This is a genomic window from Bacillus sp. YKCMOAS1, from assembly GCF_030268125.1.
GTDB classification, from domain to species: domain Bacteria; phylum Bacillota; class Bacilli; order Bacillales; family Bacillaceae; genus Bacillus; species Bacillus safensis.
The window spans coordinates 318,680-339,827 of sequence record NZ_BSEI01000001.1; the positions used below are offsets into that span (position 1 = coordinate 318,680).

At 40.7% G+C, this 21,148-nt stretch carries 22 protein-coding genes and 1 tRNA gene; 3 read left to right on the forward strand and 20 right to left on the reverse strand.

Going from position 1 to position 21,148, the window contains the following annotated elements; all coding sequences use genetic code 11:
* Positions 1 to 22 precede the first annotated feature (22 nt).
* A complete protein-coding gene (gene slrR, locus QSJ46_RS01715) occupies positions 23 to 493 on the forward strand; it encodes an HTH-type transcriptional regulator SlrR (protein ID WP_058837587.1) in 471 nt (156 codons plus the stop codon).
* Positions 494 to 579: 86 nt separating this feature from the next.
* On the opposite strand, the gene QSJ46_RS01720 is transcribed toward slrR, so the two are convergent.
* The 4 genes from QSJ46_RS01720 to QSJ46_RS01735 all read right to left on the reverse strand — a co-directional run bounded on the left by QSJ46_RS01720 (position 580) and on the right by QSJ46_RS01735 (position 3,892).
* The gene (locus tag QSJ46_RS01720; protein ID WP_034660052.1) at positions 580 to 804 is read right to left on the reverse strand and encodes a phage holin; all 225 of its coding nucleotides are present in this window, start codon (positions 802 to 804) and stop codon (positions 580 to 582) included.
* Between the two features lie 144 nt (positions 805 to 948).
* Positions 949 to 1,848: an iron-hydroxamate ABC transporter substrate-binding protein gene (locus tag QSJ46_RS01725; RefSeq protein WP_416053656.1), complete on the reverse strand. Its 900-nt coding sequence runs from the start codon at positions 1,846 to 1,848 to the stop codon at positions 949 to 951.
* Between the two features lie 17 nt (positions 1,849 to 1,865).
* Entirely contained in the window at positions 1,866 to 2,867 is a 1,002-nt protein-coding gene (locus QSJ46_RS01730) for a FecCD family ABC transporter permease (RefSeq protein ID WP_064498011.1), read from the reverse strand.
* A complete protein-coding gene (locus QSJ46_RS01735; RefSeq protein ID WP_180272443.1) occupies positions 2,864 to 3,892 on the reverse strand; it encodes a FecCD family ABC transporter permease in 1,029 nt (342 codons plus the stop codon). The genes QSJ46_RS01730 and QSJ46_RS01735 overlap by 4 nt, the downstream gene beginning before the upstream one ends.
* 323 nt (positions 3,893 to 4,215) lie before the next feature.
* Between QSJ46_RS01735 and QSJ46_RS01740 the strand changes: the two genes are divergently transcribed.
* Positions 4,216 to 5,625, forward strand: a complete 1,410-nt coding sequence (locus QSJ46_RS01740; RefSeq protein ID WP_126682328.1) for a polysaccharide deacetylase family protein — start codon at positions 4,216 to 4,218, stop codon at positions 5,623 to 5,625.
* 15 nt (positions 5,626 to 5,640) lie between these two features.
* Here the strand turns inward: QSJ46_RS01740 and abc-f are convergent, their stop codons facing one another.
* The 15 genes from abc-f to QSJ46_RS01815 form a co-directional block, all read right to left on the reverse strand.
* Entirely contained in the window at positions 5,641 to 7,200 is a 1,560-nt protein-coding gene (abc-f, locus tag QSJ46_RS01745; RefSeq protein ID WP_197412108.1) for a ribosomal protection-like ABC-F family protein, read from the reverse strand.
* 332 nt (positions 7,201 to 7,532) lie between these two features.
* Positions 7,533 to 8,303: an ABC transporter ATP-binding protein gene (locus tag QSJ46_RS01750; RefSeq protein WP_285604191.1), complete on the reverse strand. Its 771-nt coding sequence runs from the start codon at positions 8,301 to 8,303 to the stop codon at positions 7,533 to 7,535.
* Positions 8,297 to 9,115 carry an ABC transporter ATP-binding protein gene (locus QSJ46_RS01755; protein WP_064498008.1) on the reverse strand — a complete coding sequence of 273 codons (819 nt, stop codon included), beginning with the start codon at positions 9,113 to 9,115 and terminating at the stop codon, positions 8,297 to 8,299. Before QSJ46_RS01755 ends, QSJ46_RS01750 begins: the two co-directional genes overlap by 7 nt.
* Positions 9,078 to 9,965, reverse strand: coding sequence for a nickel/cobalt ABC transporter permease (opp1C, locus tag QSJ46_RS01760; protein WP_260774879.1), 888 nt, complete (start codon positions 9,963 to 9,965; stop codon positions 9,078 to 9,080). The genes QSJ46_RS01755 and opp1C overlap by 38 nt, the downstream gene beginning before the upstream one ends.
* 5 nt (positions 9,966 to 9,970) lie before the next feature.
* Positions 9,971 to 10,900, reverse strand: a complete 930-nt coding sequence (gene opp1B / locus QSJ46_RS01765; protein WP_058837582.1) for a nickel/cobalt ABC transporter permease — start codon at positions 10,898 to 10,900, stop codon at positions 9,971 to 9,973.
* A 14-nt stretch (positions 10,901 to 10,914) separates the two neighbouring features.
* On the reverse strand, positions 10,915 to 12,558 hold the full coding sequence (nikA, locus tag QSJ46_RS01770) for a nickel ABC transporter substrate-binding protein (RefSeq protein WP_285604192.1): 1,644 nt from the start codon (positions 12,556 to 12,558) through the stop codon (positions 10,915 to 10,917).
* A gap of 119 nt (positions 12,559 to 12,677) precedes the next feature.
* Positions 12,678 to 13,847, reverse strand: a complete 1,170-nt coding sequence (locus tag QSJ46_RS01775; protein WP_285604193.1) for a macrolide family glycosyltransferase — start codon at positions 13,845 to 13,847, stop codon at positions 12,678 to 12,680.
* A gap of 168 nt (positions 13,848 to 14,015) precedes the next feature.
* A complete protein-coding gene (locus QSJ46_RS01780; RefSeq protein WP_260776110.1) occupies positions 14,016 to 14,906 on the reverse strand; it encodes an ABC transporter substrate-binding protein in 891 nt (296 codons plus the stop codon).
* A 318-nt stretch (positions 14,907 to 15,224) separates the two neighbouring features.
* Positions 15,225 to 16,382, reverse strand: coding sequence for a toll/interleukin-1 receptor domain-containing protein (locus QSJ46_RS01785; RefSeq protein ID WP_075611952.1), 1,158 nt, complete (start codon positions 16,380 to 16,382; stop codon positions 15,225 to 15,227).
* A 268-nt stretch (positions 16,383 to 16,650) separates the two neighbouring features.
* Positions 16,651 to 16,788: a hypothetical protein gene (locus QSJ46_RS01790; RefSeq protein WP_155761602.1), complete on the reverse strand. Its 138-nt coding sequence runs from the start codon at positions 16,786 to 16,788 to the stop codon at positions 16,651 to 16,653.
* Positions 16,789 to 17,011: 223 nt separating this feature from the next.
* Entirely contained in the window at positions 17,012 to 17,461 is a 450-nt protein-coding gene (locus QSJ46_RS01795) for a protein-export chaperone SecB (RefSeq protein WP_163116048.1), read from the reverse strand.
* A complete protein-coding gene (locus QSJ46_RS01800; RefSeq protein WP_075611954.1) occupies positions 17,458 to 17,775 on the reverse strand; it encodes a hypothetical protein in 318 nt (105 codons plus the stop codon). The genes QSJ46_RS01795 and QSJ46_RS01800 overlap by 4 nt, the downstream gene beginning before the upstream one ends.
* A gap of 29 nt (positions 17,776 to 17,804) precedes the next feature.
* Positions 17,805 to 18,401 (reverse strand): hypothetical protein, encoded by a 597-nt coding sequence (locus QSJ46_RS01805; protein WP_075611955.1) that lies wholly within the window; start codon positions 18,399 to 18,401, stop codon positions 17,805 to 17,807.
* 336 nt (positions 18,402 to 18,737) lie between these two features.
* Complete coding sequence (locus QSJ46_RS01810; protein WP_285604194.1) at positions 18,738 to 19,205, reverse strand: hypothetical protein; 468 nt, start codon at positions 19,203 to 19,205, stop codon at positions 18,738 to 18,740.
* A gap of 313 nt (positions 19,206 to 19,518) precedes the next feature.
* Positions 19,519 to 19,594: transfer RNA gene (locus QSJ46_RS01815), tRNA-Arg, on the reverse strand.
* Between the two features lie 253 nt (positions 19,595 to 19,847).
* Here QSJ46_RS01815 and clpP point away from each other — a divergent pair.
* On the forward strand, positions 19,848 to 20,444 hold the full coding sequence (clpP, locus tag QSJ46_RS01820) for an ATP-dependent Clp endopeptidase proteolytic subunit ClpP (RefSeq protein ID WP_024427684.1): 597 nt from the start codon (positions 19,848 to 19,850) through the stop codon (positions 20,442 to 20,444).
* 60 nt (positions 20,445 to 20,504) lie between these two features.
* Here the strand turns inward: clpP and QSJ46_RS01825 are convergent, their stop codons facing one another.
* Positions 20,505 to 21,083 (reverse strand): LOG family protein, encoded by a 579-nt coding sequence (locus QSJ46_RS01825; RefSeq protein WP_041088147.1) that lies wholly within the window; start codon positions 21,081 to 21,083, stop codon positions 20,505 to 20,507.
* Positions 21,084 to 21,148 lie beyond the last annotated feature (65 nt).

A 21,148-nucleotide genomic window follows, 5' to 3' on the forward strand; every position in this document is an offset into this window, starting at 1 on the left:
GAGAAGGGAGATCATTGATCGAATGATAGGCAAGGTGATACGCATTTACCGAAAGAGAAAAGGATACTCGATTCAGCAGCTGGCTGAGGATGCTCATGTCTCTAAGTCATATTTGAGCAAAATTGAGCGTGGTGTCCACAGGAATCCATCTGTCCAGTTCTTAAAAAAGGTATCCTCTTCATTAGAGATTGATTTACAAGAGCTGTTTGATGCAGAGACGATGATGTTTCATTACACTGAGGGTGATGAACACGAATGGCGGGAGCATATCGTCAATGCCGTCCAAGCCGGGATGCCTAAAGAAGAGCTCTATCAGCTGCTCCAAACGTACCGAAAGGAGCAGGAAGAAAAGTCGATACATGTCACCCATAGAAAGCTGACTGACTCAAATATCGCAGAATGGAAGCGTCTAATGAGTGAAGCGAAGGCAATTGGCTTAAGCATTGAGGAAGTAAAAGCTTTCCTCAACAACATGGGAGAACGCCGGGCGTAAGCCTTTCAGGAAGAATGATTGCGGGGAGAGGCGTTTGACGCTTCGATGAAAAAGAGCCTTTGATTCATGAAAGGCTCTTTTTTCTCTTATTCTTCTTTTTTTGTTCGTGCTTTTTTCGTTATATCATTGTTTTTCCAATAGGCCCATAATGATGTAATCCCCAGAAAGGCCAGCGTGATGAATTGCTGAATGCCTTCTTCATCAATAGGAATTGGGCTTTTTCCCGCAGCGGTTAGCGCACTGTTAACAAGCGCCAGTAAAAGCAGCACAAGCCTTGCAATGGTACCTGCACTAATTTTTTGAACCTTCAACTGTAACCCCTCCCTTTCCTCTTCTCACGGGCGGTATTGCTCGTTCTCTCTCATATGTATGCAGCAGCCGAATGAATAGAAGAACGAATCAAAAAAAGAGACATCATTCCTATACGCGGAATGATGTCTGATTTCATTTGCTATTTATTTAGAAAACATCTCTTTTGCTTCATCCAATGCCATTTTATTGCCTAGAGCTGAGTAATCGAGCCATGGCTGATCAGCAATCGGATAGACTTGGTTTTTCTTCACTGCTTTTAGACCCTTCCAAATCGGAGTCTTTTCTAATTGCTTGAATGCCTGCTGCGCTTTATCATCTCGGTTGACGACAACAAAGATAGCATCAGCATCATAGTCAGGAAGAACCTCTTGAGAAATCACTTCAAATGGGCGCTTGCTGTCCAGCTTTTTCACACCATCGACAGGTGTCAGGCCTAAATCATCGTATAAAATAGGACCCATTGGGCGCTTCATGCTAAATACGCGTAGCTCCTTTGCTGTCACGCGGATCGCCATGACTTTTCCGTTTCCAATCTTTTTCTTGATGAGCGATTTGACTTCTTTTGCTTCTTGATTGTAATTCTTAATATATTGGTCCGCTTCTTTTTCTTTATTGACGTGTTTGGCGATTTTTTTCAAATGATCACGCCATGTGCCATCATTTAAATTAAACACTTCTGTTTTGGCGATCTTCTTATATTTCGATAAATCTTGTCCGGCTAATTCTTCATCAACATAAATGACATCTGGTTGTAACGCAAGCAGTGATTCCATATCTGGATCAGATGCAATACCGAGCTTCTTTGTCTGACTCAGCTGCTTTTTCGCATGTGGAAGGAAATCTTTTAAGTCTCCTCCTACAACAGAGCCCGCTGGTTTAATACCGAGGGCTAACAAGTCATTTGTTAAATGAATGGACAAGGAAGCAATCTTTGGTGTTCCATTGGTCTTTTCATTTGTTGTATTCTTTGTTTCCTGTTGTCCGCAAGCGGCAAGCAGCAAGAAACAGAGCGTTAATCCAAACACTAGTAGTTTTTTCATGATGAGTTCCTCTTTCATGTTTATTTCGTTTTAGTTAATAAATAGAGAAAATACGGGGCACCGATAAAGGCCACGACCACACCCGCTGGTATGGCATTTGGAGCAAAGATGGATCGCCCGATTGTATCGGCACTGACCAAAATCAACAAACCAAGCAGCGCACTAACTGGTAAAAAATACTGATGCAGTGACCCGACAAGTCGTCTAGCCAAATGCGGGGCGACGAGGCCAATAAAGCCAATACCGCCTGTCATCGAAACACTTGCACTCGCGAGGCCAACCGCTAATGTCAGCAAAAGGAGACGTTTACGCTGGACTCGTACACCTACACTTGAGGCGACAGCGTCTCCTAATGTCAATGCATTGAGCGTGTTTGACTGCATCAGCGTAAGCGGCACAAGGCATACAATCCAAGGCAGAAGTGCCAGTACATGAATCCAGTCTCTCCCCCATACATTGCCCACAAGCCATCTCGAAGCAAACGTGTATGTATCTTCATCCAGCTTCAATGACAAATATAAGGTGAGTGCACTAAATCCCGCAGCAACCGCAATGCCAACTAAGATCAGACGGATAGGAACAAGCCCCTCATGCCGGTCATATGCAAGAAGCACAATAACCGCCGCCGCAAGCAGTCCGCCGCCAAACGTAAAGAGCGGAATAAGAAGAGACGGATTGCCTTCAAGTGCATGAAAATATGTCACAAACACAATTAAGCCAAATGCTGCCCCTGCATTCAGTCCAATGATTCCAGGATCAGCCAGCGGGTTACGGGATAAGCTCTGCAAAATGCCACCAGCAATGCCAAGACCAATACCAGCTAACATCGTCACCACGATTCGAGGCAGACGATAGTCAAACAGCACCGTTTCACTTTGGAAATCTCCAAAGCCAAATAACGTCTTGACGACCATGACAGGGCTGAGTTTCAGCGTACCGGTATTTAAACTATACAGAACAACAGCCGCACTCAGGCAAATCAAAGCGACTGTCACGGCAAGAGCACGCTGTTTCTCTCTCATGACAGGTTCCTCCCTTCTTTTCGGGCAATGTATAAGAAGAAAGGAACACCAACAAGTGCCACCATCACACCAATGGCAAGCTCTCTTGGCGGATTGACTGTACGGCTGGCAAGGTCTGCAAAGACAAGCAGCATTGCGCCTAATATCGCTGACATCGGAATAACGAAACGATAGTCTACACCAACAAGCTTTCGTGCAATATGCGGGATGACGAGACCGACAAACCCAATCGACCCGACTGCTGATACAGAAACCCCTGCTAATAACACAGCAGCGGTCATGCCTAGTATTCGCACTTGTCGGGTTTTCACCCCTAAATTCGCCGCTGTATCTTCACCGAGCGATAGTAAGGAAAGTGACCGGCCTAATAGTATTGCCCATACGATCACAATCAGAATGACCGGAGCAAGAATCGTCAGCTGCGGCCATTTCACACCAGCTACCCCGCCTGCATACCAAAAAGCCAGATCCTGACTCAGGTCAAAATAAATCGCGATCCCAGAGCTGAGCGCATGAAGCAATGCGGCGACAACCGCTCCTGCTACAGTGAGACGCAGCGGTGTCAATACGCCGCCAGCCGCCCCAATCGCAAAGATCAGTAGCGTACTGAGCACAGCACCAATAAAGGAAAAAAACATCAGTGCCGAATAAGGCATTCCTGGGAAAAAAGCAAAACAGAGAGCGACCACAAACATCGCACCGCCATTAATACCCAAAATCCCCGCATCTGCCAGTGGATTTCTAGTGATGCCCTGCATAAGAGCACCCGCTACGGCAAACGCCGCTCCCACTAGAGCTGCCCCTAAAACACGTGGAAGTCTTAATTCATGGATGATCTGCTGCTCTGTGACATTTGACTGATAGTCAAATACAGCTGTCCAAACCGTTTGCAGAGACAATGTTTTTGCACCGTATGACACAGCAAAAAACATGGCAGCCGCTAAACCAATAACGGCGAGAAAAAATATTAAAAAGAACAGAATATGTGATGATCGCTTTTGTTGAGGTTTTCGCTTATCCTGCAAAATCGGTGTCATCCTTTTCTTCATTAAAAGTCAGTTTGAAAATGAGAATCATAATCAACAAAATTATAGCCGCCAGCCTCTAAAAAATCAATGTACACCCTATTTTTTAATTAATGAAGGTATGTGCGGAGCAGAGAAAGGCGGGGTTCTTTTTGCCTCACAGAACGACCTATCATGTTTTCTCATATTTTAATAGGAAAATAGTTGACATTTTGCATGAATATCCACTAAAATTACAAAAGTAAGTCAAATGTTATAAAAATATTACAAACAGATGTCAAAATAATAAAGAATGACCCGTCATGAGAGGAGATTTGAAAGTTGTGTCAGTAAAGGGAAAATGGAGTATCGTCCTATTTGCGCTTGCAGTCGTCATTGGAGCAGTTGCTTTCTTTCAAAATCAACAAGCAAGCGGTACAGAAAAGAAAAATGTAAAGCAAGATACGAACTATAAAAACGTGGAAATTGTCACTCTCGTAAATGACGGGAAATTTATGAGATATGCAGTCAACTATCCTCTTTTTCATCAAAAAGAGCTAGATGACAAGATTCAAAGCTATGCCAATTCAGCATTAGAGCATTTCAAAAAAACATTCAGCGAAGCAAAGGATATCGATGAACATAAACGCTATGAACTGAATATTGATTATGAAATGGTGCATTATGCAAAGCAGTCTGCTGCCATTCGCTTTACGACCTATACGTATACTGGTCAGCAAAATGGAACCACCAATCATCTCACGATTAATTTTGATTTTCAGAAAAAAACCTTTCTTGACACAAAAGATCTATTCCTGCCTAAAACCAATTATTTAAAGAAATTATCCTATATTACATATACGGAGCTTCGAAAGGATAAAACCTTATCTAAGGATCAGCCTCTCCTTCAGAAAGGAACAGCCCCTGATGCTCAAAACTTCAGTCAGTTTGCCTTGAAAGACAAATATGTAGAATTTTATTTCCCTGCATCTCAAGTAGCCGCAGAGGATCTTGGGCCGCAAACACTTGCAATCAAAAAGACATTGCTGAAGGACATATTAAAGCCAGAATATATGGATAAAATCAAAAATAAAAATGAAATGAAAGAACCGAACCCAAAAAGAAAAGCCGTCAAGCTTCCGCAAAAATCAAAGCTTGACCCGAATAAAAAAGCCATCGCACTCACATTTGATGATGGACCGAATCCAGCGACAACATCAAAAATTTTAGATGCGCTCAAGAAAAATAAAGGACATGCCACCTTTTTCGTCTTAGGCAGCAGGGTGCAGTATTATCCTGGAATGCTTGCCGACATTCTAAAAGGCGGGAATGAGATCGGAAACCATTCCTACAATCACCCTTTATTAACAAGACTGCCTTTAGAAGAAGCCGTGAAACAAGTGAAGGACACCCAGCAGCTGATTGAGAAAGCAAGCGGATATACACCTACGCACTTTAGACCGCCATATGGCGGTACAAATCAAGACATCAATGAGGCGATTGGGATGAAGGTCACTTTGTGGGATGTTGATCCTGAGGATTGGAAAATCCGCAACAGCCAGCAGATCACAAACCGCGTTCTCTCACATGCAGCAGATGGCAGAACAGTGTTAATGCACGATATTTATGAAAGCTCAGCTCAAGCAGCAGTAAAGATCATCCGTGAACTCACCAAACAAGGCTACCAGCTCGTCACAGTGAGTGAACTTGAACAATTAAAAAAAGAACGACATGAACAAACCCCTGTAAAGTAAACAGGGGTTTTTGTTTTATGACTCCAAAGACTTTTTTTGCTTCAATAATGCTTGAAATCTCTCTTCAAGCTCTTGCGACGGCTCAATACTTAAACGACTGAGTACTTCAGACAACTCCATATCAATTAACAGAAGCTCCTCTTCTCTATTTGTCACAGCAGGTTTTTCTTCCTTTTGTTTATATGCTTCATATGTGCCGTCAAATCCTTCAATACGTTCCTCATGAATATGGAAAATACGAGTGGCAACTTCCTCAATCAGCCTGCGATCGTGGGAAACAAACACAACGGTACCTGGATAATCCTTCAAGAGACCTTCAAGTGCTTCAACTGCGGCCAGATCTAAAAAGTTCGTCGGTTCATCCAGCATGAGAACATTGGCATCACTGACAAGTAAGGACGCAAGCATCGTTTTCACCCGTTCTCCCCCGCTTAATACGCCAACAGGCTTATGCACATCATCCCCTCTAAATCCTAGTCTCGCCAAAACCGTTCGAACCACTGTCTCTTCTTGAACCGCCTCTTTCAGCGCATTTTGTAAAATCGATTCATCTACCTTCAGTCCTGAAAGATCCTGACGGAAGTACGCTAGCTTGACGGCCTCTGAACGAGTAACTCCGGGATATCCATTCACTAACATACGGAGAAATGTCGTTTTGCCGCTCCCGTTCTTTCCGATAATAGCAACCTTGTCTCCGCCCCTCACTTCCACATTCGCCTGCTTCCAAAGCACTTTATCGCCCGCCTTGCCATCTACATTTTCCACGCGCAAAATGGTACGGCTTGCTACTTCCTTCATCGTATGCTGAGTCATTTGGATCGGCTGAATGTCCTTTACTTTCTCAACCTTTTCTAATTTCTCCATCCTGGTTTCAATGGATTTGGCTGTTTTTTGCAGCTTTTTTTGCTTATTTGCATAGTAGGGCTTTGCAATTTTAGGTCCTGAGGATTTCACCTTTTGGGATGGCTTTGTCGCTTTGTCCGCCTTTTTCTTTTTCTTTTCCAGTGCATGCTCTAATTGTTTTTTCTTTTGTGTATAAGCTTCGTACGCTTCCACCTGCTGACGATGTGCCAGCTCTTTTTGCTGTGCAAAATGTGTGTAGTTGCCTTTGTAATGATGAAGCTTCCCATGATCTAGCTCCCAAATCTCCGTACATATTGCATCTAAAAAAGCACGATCATGTGAAACAACAATGAGAGCTCCCTGATAATGACGCAGCTTATCTTCCAGCCACTCAATATGCTCTGTATCCAAATGAGTTGTCGGTTCATCTGCTAATAAAAGGGCTGACGGCCGGCTTAATGCTCTTTCAATATAAGTCTGGGTCATTTCACCGCCACTCTGTCTGCCATCTCCTTGTTTCAATTGTGGAAGCAGGGTACAAGTCGCAGTGGCGGCCACCGTGCCGCTGTCTGGTGTTTCTTGCCCCGCCAGCACATGCAATAAAGTCGTTTTGCCGCTGCCATTTGTCCCTACAAGACCAATGCGATCATCTTGATGAATGGCTAGTTCCTCAATATCAAATAACAAGCGATCTTTTCGAAATACCTTTAACTGATTGGCTTTTAATAACATCCAATCCTCTCCTTTCATATCAGGAGACATGAAAAAGCCTCCCATTCTCAGAATAGGAGGCAAAATGGTGTACAAAAATAAGCGGATTGATCCAGTATGGTGTGCCGTTCCAATTTGAACACACACATCCCACGTATCAAACACCTCATTCTTTGATTCCCAAGCTGTACCATCCTATTCCGAAGCTAAAAAATGAAAACGCAGCAAACATGGCAAACCGATCGTTTGCTCACTGCCTTCGTTCATTCATTTTGCTTACAGGTCATAGGATTAGTACTTCATTGCATTGGGTCACCCTTCCGTCGTTTGTTACGTATACGATAAAAGATTGGTTATTTTTTGTCAAGCTGAAAAGGCATAAGTGAGTCGATTAACTGGAGTGTAAATGGATGGGACACTTCAAACAATTCGTCCTTTTTGCATTCCTCCACTAGGCTTCCTTCATGTAAAAATAGAAGACGGTCACATAGATACACCGCTGCTTCTACATCATGGGTAATGAGAAGGATCGTCATGTCTAGCTCTTGTTTTAATGTCTCAAGCAACTCCAATATTTGTACTTGAACAGAAACATCCAGTGAACTCAGGACTTCATCTAGTATGAGAATGGATGGGTGCGTTGATATGGCTCGTGCGATGCACACTCGCTGAAGCTGACCGCCGCTTAGCTGATGAGCATATTGATTCAGTACAGACGAGGGCAGCCTGACTTGCTGAAGTAATGACAAAACTTTCTGATCCAGATTCTGATTCTGCTTTAACAAACGCATCGGTTCTGCTACGATCTCTTTCACCGTAAAGGAGGGATGAACAGAAGATAGATAATCCTGAAAAACAACACTCATTTTCCCCCGATTCACCCTCCGCCACTTGTCAGCTGGCATGCCATCAATCTGTACCTCGCCTCTATCTATTTTTTCTAAACCGAGCAGGATACGTGCCAATGTACTTTTGCCACTGCTGCTCTCACCGACTAATCCGGCACATTGTCCTTTTTCAATTTGAAACGAAACGTTTGATATGCGGTCTTTTGGTTTCTTTTGATGTGAAAAAAGACCTTTCTTCTCACCGTGTTTGACTAGATTTATAGCTGTGATCAACATGGAAACGCCTCCGCTCTCTTCTGCTGCCGCAGTGCTTTAATAGGAGCAGATAATCGAAGCCTCGTCTCCAGTAAATGCTTTGTTTGGGGATGCTCGGGTGATGTGAACACTTCCTTGGCTGACCCATGCTCAAGCATCACTCCTTGGTGCATGACCATCAACTCATCGGCGATTGCCTGAACGACGCCTAAATCATGCGTTATAACGATCAAGGTAACACCGGTTTCTTCCTTTAGCCTGTGTAATTGTCTGATGACTTCACGCCGATTAAAGGCATCAAGCGATGCAGTTGGCTCATCTGCAATGATCACGTCAGGAGAAAGCATCAACGTGATGCCAATCATCACACGCTGAAGCATTCCTCCAGACAGTTCATACGGGTATTTTTTCATCAAATCATATGGATTTTTTAAATGAACACGTGCAAGCCCAGCCATAGCATGTGCTTTTGCTTCTTTCCCGCGTAAGCCCAAATGCTGCTGAAATGTTTCCAATATTTGATGACCAATCGTTTCGATGGGATTGAATGCATTCATAGCATCTTGTGAGATGAAACCTATTCGTTTCCCCCGCCATTGATGTGCTTCTTGATTTGTCAATGTTTTGCCGTCAAAAATGATCGTTCCTTCCACTTCTAGCGAAGGGGCGACAAGGTCAATTAACGCTTTTGCGAGAGTTGATTTTCCACTGCCACTTTCTCCAATGACGGCTAAACAGCGTTGTTGGTGTAAAGAAAATGTGATATTCGTCACTATATTCTTTTGCTGCTGCGGATCATGTACGGACAGATTTTTTACGTCGATTAAAGGCAAATGGCCTCACCCCTTTCTTTCTTGCATGATGCATGGCAGGATTCGCGGCATGCTGAAGGCTGTCTCCTAAAAAGTTCAACGCCATGACCACAAACAAGATGGCAAGTCCAGGCGCAAGCATATGGGCAGGATGTGTCACCATGACATTCTTCGCCTCGTTGAGCATCATACCCCATTCTGGTGTAGGTGCACTCACACCTAACCCAAGAAAAGACAGTGCTGATATATTTAAGATTACCCAGCCCGCATCAAGTGTCGCAAAAACAGCAATTTCTCCTGAGATGCGAGGAAATAGATGTCTCCTCAATATGTAAAAGGGTGTGCCGCCAGACACCTTCGCAAACTGAACAGAAGGTTCATTCGCATATTGAAGGACAGATGAACGAATCATTCTTGTATACCAGGCCCATTTCGCTAGGACATTCGCCAAAATAATATTGAATAGTCCAGGTCCGAGGATTCCCACAACCGCAAGGATCATCACCTCTGCTGGAAAGGAAAGCATGACATCACACAGCCTCATCAAAACCCCATCCACCTTTCCTCGAAAGAATCCCGCCATGAGTCCAAGTACACTGCCAATGAGCATCGTGATACACATCGTCAGCATGGCCGCAAGCATTGTTGTCCGAATGCCATATAAAAGGCGAGACAATTCACATCTCCCTAGATGATCCGTTCCTAGTGGATAAGTAAGACTGATACCGGCATATTTTTGAAGAATGTTCGTATTTGTTGGGTCATGTGGTGCTAACACTGGTGCAAACAGTCCAGCTAATGCGACAAGTGCTAACAGCCAGATTGAAAGAATCGCCATACGGTCTTTTCTTAATTGATGCCACCCTATCATCGTTGTCAGACCTCCTTTCGCAACTGCGGATTCATGGTCATTTGGATCACATCAGCGATGAGATTGCACATAACAAACAGGAACCCCATCACAAACAAATAGGCTTGAATAATAGGGAAATCAGCATGGAAAATAGCTGTTACACACAACCGGCCAACCCCTGGCCAAGCAAAAAGGTTCTCAATAATAACAGTTCCTGCAATGAGCTTTGGAATAGACATGCCAAGTGCTGTCACCGCTAATTGCAGGGCATGCCTCATGACCTTCAGTTGAACGGTTCGTTCCTTTAAACCACGTGCTCTTGCGTAAAAAACAAAGGGCTCGTGCTGAAATTTTAGAATTTGATTGCGTATCAGTCTCACATAGGTCGATAAGTAGCCAAATGATAATGTGACAGCTGGAAGAAGAATCGATTTGAACCCTTCCATTCCACTCGTATTGACCCAATTGAATTTGACAGAAAAAAGCCAAATCAACAATATCCCCAGCCAAAAACTAGGCATTGAAGCGGCGATAAACACAAAGGCTCTCAAGATCCGGTCCACCCAGGAATGAGCAGCATATGCACAAATCACCCCGAACAACAAACTGAGCAATATGATCAAAAAGAGCGCTGCTCCTGCAAGCTGCAATGTAGCAGGCAGCGCCTCCATGATAAGATTAAAAACCGGCTCCTGTGTGACATAGCTCTTACCAAAATCACCTGTTAATCCATCTTTAAGCCATGTGGCATAGCGGATGAAAAACGGCTGGTCTAAACCTAACTCCTGACGCATCGATTCAATCATTTCTTCTGTTGGAGTGACTTGATTCACCCGCAAAGCGACCTCAGCTGGATCACTTGCCCGCATCGTCAGCAGGACAAAAGCAAAGAAGGTGATGAAGATCATAAGCGGAAAAAGCATCAGTATTCGTTTTAAGAGATAGCGAGTCATGTCTCTACCTCGTTTTATGACGCAAAATACATACGGTCAAATGGGATTTCATACTGAGACACATGAAAACCTACGCCTTTCAGGCGCTTATTATAAACGGCCTTTGTCACAGAATAAGAGATTGGGATGTAGACATTTTCATCATGGATATACGTCAATATTTCTTGATACATTTGTTTCCGCTTTTGCTCATCTGGTTCTACTAATACTTCCGTAATCGTCTCATCCAGCCACTTTTTCTTGTTCAGTCCTAATTGGGCTTGATAATCAGCATGGGATGCTACACGGAATGAAGAGACATAAGTTTGTGGATCATATGGGAGTCCCCAAGACAGCGAGTACATCAGATCGAACTTTCCTGTTTTTTGGCGATCTAAAAATGCCTGTTTTTCTTCTCCTCTAATATCCAGCTTGATCCCCACCTGCTTGAAATCTTGTTGAATTGATTCGCTGATCGTTCTTTCCCCTGCATTATCGGAATTATAGTAAATAGCCACACTCAGCAGTTTGCCATTTTGATAGCGATACCCGTCTTCTTTCATCCTCCAGCCTGCCTCATCCAATATTGCCTCTGCTTTCTTCTTTTGATAAGTTTTCTTTTTCAATGGAATATTTGCGTAAGGGACAGAAGGAGCAAGCAATGTGTGTGCCACCTTTTCCGTTCCATTTAAAATGCCTTCTGTGATCATGTCCTTTTGAATGGCGTATTGAAACGCTTCTCTTACTTTCGGATCTTTTGTGATTGGCTGGTTTGAATTAATGACTATCGATCTTGAACCAACAGGAGGACTCACGGTTACACCATATTGACCTGCTTCTTTTAAAGCCTGGAATGAGTCTCCATCGATCATGTCACCATCTGCTCCAAATAAAAGATCTATCTCTCCTTTTTGGAGCGCAAGTAAGATGGTCTGGTGATCCGGCATGACTTTCCATTTCACGGTTGAAATTTTCGGCTTTTTCCCCCAATAGTGGTCATTCATTTCAAAAACGGCATATTGATTTTTCTTATGTTCCTTTAGAACATAAGGACCTGTACCTGCATAGCTTTTGACTCCTTTTGCAGTCGTTCCATCAATGAAGCTTTTTGGAGAAATAAAACGGAAGGGGCGTGTTAAGCCCAGCTCTTCTAACGTAGGATAATAAGGCTCTTTCAACGTGAGAACAAATGTATCGTCATCTAACGCCTTTGTGGATTTGATTTCGGATACGAGATTAAGCCAAGCGTTCTTTTCAATATTTTTGACGACAGCATCAATATTCAATTTCACTGCCTTTGCATTAAAAGGCTCACCATCTGAAAAAGTCACACCTTTTCGAAGATGAAAGGTGTAGGTTTTTCCATCTTTTGAAATGTCCCAGCTTTTCGCTAAGGCAGGCTGAACGCCCTTCTCTGTATTGACGACAAGCGATTCAAACACCATATTTTGAGCAGCCATCTCTCCGCCGTATAGATGGGGATTGATGTCCCTGATATCTTTTGTACTTGCATACACGAGCTCATCTTCTTCTCTATCATTCATGCTGGAAGATGCTTTGTTTCCAGAGCATGAGGCCAATAAAAAACAAGCCATCACTGAAAACAGCATCAAGGTGTATGTCACATAGGGATGCTTTTTCTCATATTTCTTCTTTATGTAAACAGGTTGATCACTCATATGTATTTCCTCCAATTCAACATTATCGTAATCATTACGATTATTAATCGAAATGATTACGAATTGAATATTAGCATACAGAAATGGGAAATACAACGTCTTTTCATAAAAAAACAGACTCATGATTGAGTCTGTTTCGCTTGTATGAATTGATCGATCACCCTTAATGCTTTTTCTGTTCCACCTGCTGCTTGGAAGCTTTCTTCAATTTTCTCAATCCCCGCCCGGTACGTATCACTGCCTAAAACCGTCTCAACGGTCTCTCTTAGCTCCTCTGCTGTCAGCTGATCTTTATCAAGTGCACAGGCAGCAGATAATTCGGTCACTCTTTGTGCCACCATCGGCTGATCTTTGTCGACTGGAATGACGACCATCGGAACGTGGTAATGAATACCTTCATTGACACTGTTCATTCCGCCGTGCGTTACAAACACATCTGTCAATTCGAGCACCTCAAGCTGCGGCACATAAGGCTCGATCAGAAAATGAGCAGGCGCCTCTTTTAAGAGAGAACGATCTACTTTTTCACCTGTTGCGATGATTACTTTTCCGTCAAAGTCTGCGAAGGCATCTATACACATATTAAAAAATGCTTCTGTATCCCCAAGAACGGTGCCCATGGAAATAAAAACGACTTTTTCTTGCTCAAGTGCTTCCAGCGGGAAATCATGCTGGTCGGCTCTTTTTAGAAAGCTCGGTCCAATGAAAACAAACGAATCGTTTAATGAATCAACAGAAGGCTGGAAATATTCACTTGTATAAACGATATTCAGTTCTCCACGGTTTTTCATAAATTGCATCAAACGCGTTGGCTGAACGCCAAAACGCTCTTGTATTTTTTCTAACAGATGATCGGCTTTCTCATCCTTTCTGTATAGCGGTGTATCAAAATGCGCCTCTTGCAGCACAAAAGATGGGTTGGATCCAATGCTCGGAATGCGCAAGTAATCTCGAACAAGCTCCCCTGCCCCAAACATATCGAAGTAGACCAAATCAAATGAATACTTATCAGAAAGTGTTTCCACTACCTCTAAAATATCATATGATGTTTGCAGCATGGCATGAAAGAACGGCTGCATGGAATCTAAATCTCCTTCTTCCACATGTAATGTCCGAATATAGTCTGGATGTATATGTACGTGAGCGCCTAAGCGTTTGATTCGTTCCTCATAATGTACAGTTGTGACCGCATGCACTTCATCGCCTCGATCCGCCCAAGCTTTAATCATTCCTAACATAGGGTTCACGTGTCCTTCAGCTGGAAACGTAATCAATAAAATCTTCGCCACAAGAAATTCCTCCTCATTGTCAATTCCCTTCCATGTTAATCATATACAGCAAGCCGGCTCAACAAATACGCCTGAAAAGGAGAGAAATGAGTCTTATGTCCAGTATTTCATGATAAAGTGGCAGAAAAAAAGACAAAGTCTCCTAATAAGCACTTTGTCTTTTTCACATTATGATTTGAGCAGCATTTTTTTAAATACATCAGACTGTTTTTCAATGGAGATCGGATCTGCATAGATAAATTCCTTGATTGAATAGTACAGGACATGCCCTTGCTTCACCGCTTGATTTTTCTTCCATACACCGCTGTTCGTAATATCAAGATTTGGCTCTTTTCCATCCTTTGTTGGTACAAGTAAATAGTCTCCTGTATACTCATTCATTTCTTCTAATGAAATTCCAAGATAGCCTTCCTTTGGAAGTGCCTTTTCTGCCTTTTCAGGTAAGCTGAATCCATAGCCTTGATAGATGACTTCCCCGCCGCGGCCAAAGTCCGTACCAAATAAGTACACTTGCTTTGGCTGGACATCCATAATGGAGAATGTCTTGTCATCACCAATTTTCGCTTTCACTTCTTCTCCGTCTTTCTTCAGCTTCTCGTCCATTTCTTGTATTTGTTTTTTCGCTAACGCTTCTTTTCCAAGAATCTTTCCAATTTCAATATGCATCTCTTTGAAGCTATGTTCACTTGTCGTAAACGTGATCGTTTTGGCAATCTTTTTATACTTTTCAATCTGTTCGTTTTGTGAATAAGCAATGATTAAATCAGGCTTCAGCTTTGCAATCGCCTCCACATTTTCCATCGGCACCCGCTTCACACCTGTTTCATCTAAAAAGGATGATTTAGGATAAACATCTGTCATGCCAACAGGTGTCACACCTAACTTTTTAAAGTTCCCAAGCTGCGCTGTTAACACAACAATCCGCTTCGGCTTGGCAGGAATCGTGATCTTTTCACCCGTTTCCGTTGTATATGTACGCGTACTTGCTGCTTGCTCTTTATTCTCTTTCTGCCCGCATGCTACTAACAGCAGTGCCAGCAGACTGACTAGCCAAATCATTTTTTTCACTTACAAAACCACCTTTAATTGAGAATGATTATTAATTATAGCATAAATAAACATTCATAGATGAAACGTTTTAAAAGTGAATCATACATGAGGCGGAACAAAAAAACCCTCTCCAAAGGAGAGGGCTTCGTTGAGACCATTGTCTATCGTAAACAAGGTCAAGTACGCGCTCGGAGAGAGTATAATATATGTGTTTGAATACTGTTGTAACAACATTTCAAAATGATTCCGTGCAAAATTTGTGCAAAGAATATTTCTATTCTCACTTACTTTAATAAAGTATTACCAACATACATATTTTAAAAACTTTTACCAGATGGGGTAATTACCTTTAAATTCTCGCCAATTACCGTTATCATCATAATTTAAAGAACCTCGAAACCCACAATGATTCCATATCAAATCATAGCTCGGTTTTAATAGGGTTTCTAGTCTATCATCCCAAGAATTAATAATGACCGTTGGTAACTTTAAGGTGGATTCATTTATTTTCTCTCTTGGTGATTTCGGGTTTCCAACAAAATAATCTGAAATGTTGAAAAGGGTAATACTAAGAGCTATCGGTAACTTAATATCTACACTCTTGATGACTTGAAGATACTTATAGGTGTAATTAAATATATCTTGTTCAAATTTTACGATTGGTATAAATTTCTTTCCATCACTTTCCGCAAGAATACCCGCATCAACGGATTCAATTATTCCATTTCTAAAGAATTGTACGTATGCATGGGGTTTTTCAGAATGTGACCACTTTGCAAATGTACAGTATCCATATTTATTAAATTTATAGTCCCAGCCTGATGTAAAGAATGGTTTCAGGGAAGTGGGATGCTCTAATTTACTTGTAGGTAAGCTAATATCCTTAGCAATAGATTCAAACGGCACTAAGTGTACAGCAAATTTTGCCCCTTCCAAAATATTCTCAGCAAAATTATTTTCCTCAAGTTCTTTTATTCGAGACTCTAACCATTTCTCATAATACTTTTCTTGGATTAATTCATTTTTTTCGCGCATCGGTATCTTTCCTGGAAATGGGGGAGGAGACGTTGGTTTTTTCCGTTCAGTTGAAACTCCTTCGAGTATTGCCGCCTTAGCCTCCTTCTCCTCTTTACCAACTAAATCTATGTATATAATTTGTGGCAAGAGTCCTTCCAGTTCAATATCTTCAATTCTTACAGGCATTAACTTTTGATTTATTCCTGTTGGATCTGAAGCGAATGCTGAAGCCCATTCCGGTTGTGTATACAAAGCATTCAAATAGTTTTGGGAGAGTAGCGCTAAGGTGTGTTTAGCGCATTCGGATCCACGCTGCATTTGAAGAATAAAGTTGTTCCCAGTTTTAAAATCCCATTCTTGAAAAAAAACTTTATGTCCAGCCTCCTCTAACATGTACGAAATCCAACTAGCATAACCTTTATCATTGCCATTGTAGCTAATGAAAAAATCATATTCTTTTTCTGTCATGTTTTTCCCCTCTTTATCAAATATACCTTTACTATTACTATACCACTAATTCTTTGAAAATAAGTAATTAAAAAGGACTACATATAAACTTGACCTTTTTAGGCCAATGGTACAACCAGAGGATTAGAGTTAAGGGAACTGAAAAACAATATTCTAAGCCATACACACTTAAAACTTCTGCAAAACTCAAACCTCCTATCTGCTATTTGTTTTTTATCCATTCCAAGTCCTCTTTTGTGTCCCTCTTGGTAAGCCATTCTGGAATGGATCATCTGCATACACTGGCTTCAAAAAGAATCTCATCAAATTCTTTCGTTTCTGAATACATATGAACGTATAGCTCTAGTCGCTGTTGCACATTCACCATAACGAGATTCACACTCATAGGCTGTGATTTCAGTTTCATGCCATCTTCCCCTTATAAGACCAAATAGGTCTATAAAACTTACGACCTCCATCCAAAAGGTCATAAGAGATTCTTTTATCTTTCTCCCCGACCCGCTCATCATCAAACAGGTGACCTGATCTTGAATGGAAACGGATTCGGGCATACATATGAGCGTAACTTTTTTACAAAAAAAATAGCCGCTCTTATTGAACGGCTGCTAAATTTAATATTAAAAATCATTTCAATCCTGTTGATTTGAAATATTGAATGGTTTATCTTCTTTAGCTAATTCATTTCTTAGCATTTCACTAATATTAACAGTTGGCAAAATTACTCCTTCGTTGCTCCCTTTACTCGTTAAATCCGTTACTAGAGATCTTATATAAGGATAAAGAATTGCTAAACCGTTTACTTGCAAGAGTTCTTTTTTGTTTTCATTAGATATCTCTTCTTCAGACTCAAATTCAAAAAGACCTGCAATCTGCGCATAAACATATAAACTAGTTTCTTGAACTTTCTTATCTCCAAATTCTATGCTTAATTTTATGAATGCATGATCCTTTTTAGTTAATCTAAGAGTAACCTCAAATTCAGGGTTCAACTCTTCAAACTCTTTATCATCTAATGCAGGATTATGCTTATATACTGTATTCAAAACCTTGTAATCTACAAATTGTAAAATAGCTTTCACGATACTAACGCCTCTGACATATGGAAAAATTTGTTATTCATTGATTTAAAACTAATGTTTTTTCTTTTAACAGGTTGAATAGACTCTACTCCATGGATAGAAAATTTACTATCATCTTCTTTTTCCGTAAATATTTCTTCTTTATAAAAGAATAGATTGGAATCAACTTCAGGGAATACATCTTTTAGAGATATTTTTTTCTCAATTCCACCTTCCGAAACAAAATGACCGGGATTATCAGAATTAAATTCTAATTCAATGTCTAACTCCTCTGCGATTTTATTCAACTTATCTAGACTAAAGTTTATATTCATATTACTCACACTCTTTCTTAAGAGTTAAATTAATTTATTTTTTCTCTATTTTCATTATTACCATAACTAAGTTTATTTAAACTAATTTTATCAAAATCGATAATACTTTGATCTCTTATACATAATTGAACACCATTCAGATGCATGTTTACTTTTTTTAATCTCTTTAAATTGTTTAATCTCTTTGAAGTTGTTTTAAATGTTCTTTGAATTGCCTTAATTTCATCTGTCAAAAAATTGCAATAAAAATTCATCAAAACGTTATGGCTATCTTCATTGTTTTTATGTTTAAACTTAATACCTTTTGTTTTTTCATCAATGATGCTGATAAATTTTTGAAAGTATTCAATTCCATCTCTAGAATCCAAATTCAAAAAATAGTCCGAGTTCAATGATAAATCAGCTTTTATAACAGCACAGTTCTTTTCTTCATTTTTTATTTTAGCCCAGCTCATTGCCTGTTCTGGATCATCTCTAAAAAAATAAACTCCTGTACCTAGCCAATGATTTTTTCTATTTTTCACCTCGAATTTTTTTTGTGAAACAATTTTCATAGCATTTGTGTGAGACGTGCCATGAAATGCGTAAACAAGTAAATTCAATCCTGAACGATTAAAATCAGCCATTTCCCAAACACCTTTTAGGTTTTTTTCCGAAGAATCAACTCTTCCTTATTAATATTCTAGGTTATTATTGGATATTAAACAAGACTTATGCCTAATTTTTCTTGTCAGTAGAGCCGTTTTAAATATAACTCAATACAAAACGTTTTTATTAATTAGTGGCATTTGTAAGACCAAACTAGAATCAATAAATTTTTCGTATTATTAGCATCTCTACTAATTTTTTTGCTCCAAATCATTTATTCGTTTGGAGCTGATTAGACCTCATCTTTTTTAGATTGGAGGATGTATAATACTCAACCCTAGAAATCAACACCATATTATATGGCCGATGTAAATTTATTTCTTATTTATCCATTCCATGTCCTCTTTTGTCCATCCCTCTGGTAATCCATTTGGGAATGGATCATCTGCATACACTGGCTTCAAAAGAACCTCGTCATATTCCTTCGTTTCTGAATCCATATGGGCATACATATGAGCGTATAACTCTAGTTGCTGTTGCACATCCACCATAACAAGATTCACACCCAAAGGCTGTGATTTCAGTTTCATGCCATACTTCCCCATATAAGACCAAATAGGGCTATAAAACTTACGACCTCCATCCACAAGATCATACGTGATTCTTTTGTCTTTCTTCTCGACCTGTTCATCATCAAATAGGTGACCTGTATGACGCTCAACGTTTATATGCGGAAGCTCATACGTAATGTCATACACTGATGTTTCGCCCTTCATTTCACTGCTGTGCTTCGTTTCTTCCATTTCAACTAAAGAACGGTTTCCGCTTTTCTTGTATGTCAAATAACTATCGACCATATTAGTCGGGACTTCAAAATCAAATGCAGGCGCAACCTTTCCTCAGATGTCTTTTATTTAGATATTATGCTCATGTTATGAAGGAGTTTAGAGAAGAAGAGACTATAAGTACTTTAGATTTGTTTCAAAATGTTAGTACTCGAAAGTTACACAAGTGAAAAATTTTTGCAAAACCAATCTAATTAATAACGTTTACTTACATATTTCAATCACATAAAAAACAAAGAAAAACCCTTTATTCAAAAGGGTTTTCTCATTTTTCACAATTTATTAATCGAATCCTATCAGATACTAAGTACGCGCTCGGAGGGATTCGAACCCCCGGCAGACGTGGTACCGGAAACCACCGCTCTATCCAACTGAGCTACGAGCGCACGATATGTTTTTTGAACGTCAGCATATCAAATTATAAGGGAAATACTGCGAGAAAGCAATGATTAATCATTCGTCATGATGATGTATTTTCTTACTTTGGATACATAAACTAATATGATGGTTTGAAGTGGAATGATTTTGGGGAAAATGGATAGGGGTATTTGAATTTAGGTCAGCGTTTTGTTTGACCTTTATTGACCAAAAATGTATCATTGAATTACATACTTACCTAAAAGGTGAAGGAGGAACATTATGAATTTAATACCTACAGTCATTGAGCAAACAAATCGTGGGGAAAGAGCTTACGACATTTATTCTCGTCTTTTAAAAGACCGTATTATCATGCTTGGTTCTGCGATCGATGACAATGTTGCCAACTCCATCGTGTCACAGCTGCTTTTCTTAGAAGCTGAAGATCCAGAAAAAGATATTTCTATCTACATTAACAGCCCTGGCGGTTCAATCACAGCTGGTATGGCCATTTACGATACGATGCAATTTATTAAACCAAAGGTATCAACTATTTGTATTGGTATGGCTGCATCTATGGGTGCGTTCCTGCTTGCTGCTGGTGAAAAAGGTAAGCGTTATGCTCTTCCAAACAGTGAAGTCATGATTCACCAACCACTAGGCGGAGCCCAAGGTCAAGCAACAGAAATTGAAATTGCGGCAAAACGAATCCTTTCTTTACGCGATAAACTGAACCAAGTACTTGCTGAACGTACTGGTCAGCCAATTGAAGTCATTGAGCGCGATACAGATCGTGACAACTTCAAAACAGCGGAAGAAGCACTTCAATACGGACTCATTGACAAAGTCTTGACCCGTAATACAGAAGACCAAAAATAATGATCACAACACAAACCGTCTGTTCCTTGAACAGACGGTTTTTTGTCATTTAAACATACTTTAAGACAGCTCCGTCCATTTCTGCTGAAGAGACGGTGTTTGATAAGAAGCCATCTGCGTGATTAATTCCTCCGGTTCGCTCGAAGCATGTAACAATTGAAGGTGTGATTCATTTGAAAAGCCTTCCTGTACACTAAACTTCACCATGTCCATAAGCGGGTTGAAATAGTCATTCACTTGATACAATCCAATCGGCTTTTGATGGATACCGATTTGTGCCCAGCACAGCACCTCAAATAATTCTTCATATGTACCAAAGCCACCTGGCATCGCGATAAATCCATCGGCCAGCTCGCTCATTTTCGCTTTTCGTTCATGCATGCCTGTTACCTCAATTAACTCTGTCAGCTCTTGATGCACGACTTCTCCTCTAAAAAGCCCCTTAGGCATGACCCCGATCACTTGTCCGCCATGTCTCATGACCTCATCGGCAATCGCGCCCATTAACCCAATACGCGATCCGCCGTAAACAAGACGAATGCCCTGCTTCGCCATATAAGCCCCCAGCTCTACAGCCTTTTGTTTGTAGACATCATTTACACCTGGATTCGAACCAGCAAACACACAAATCGTTTTCATCAAAACAGCTCCATCTCTCTCTATGATTTCTTCACTCATTCTACTATAATGATTTGTAAAAAAAC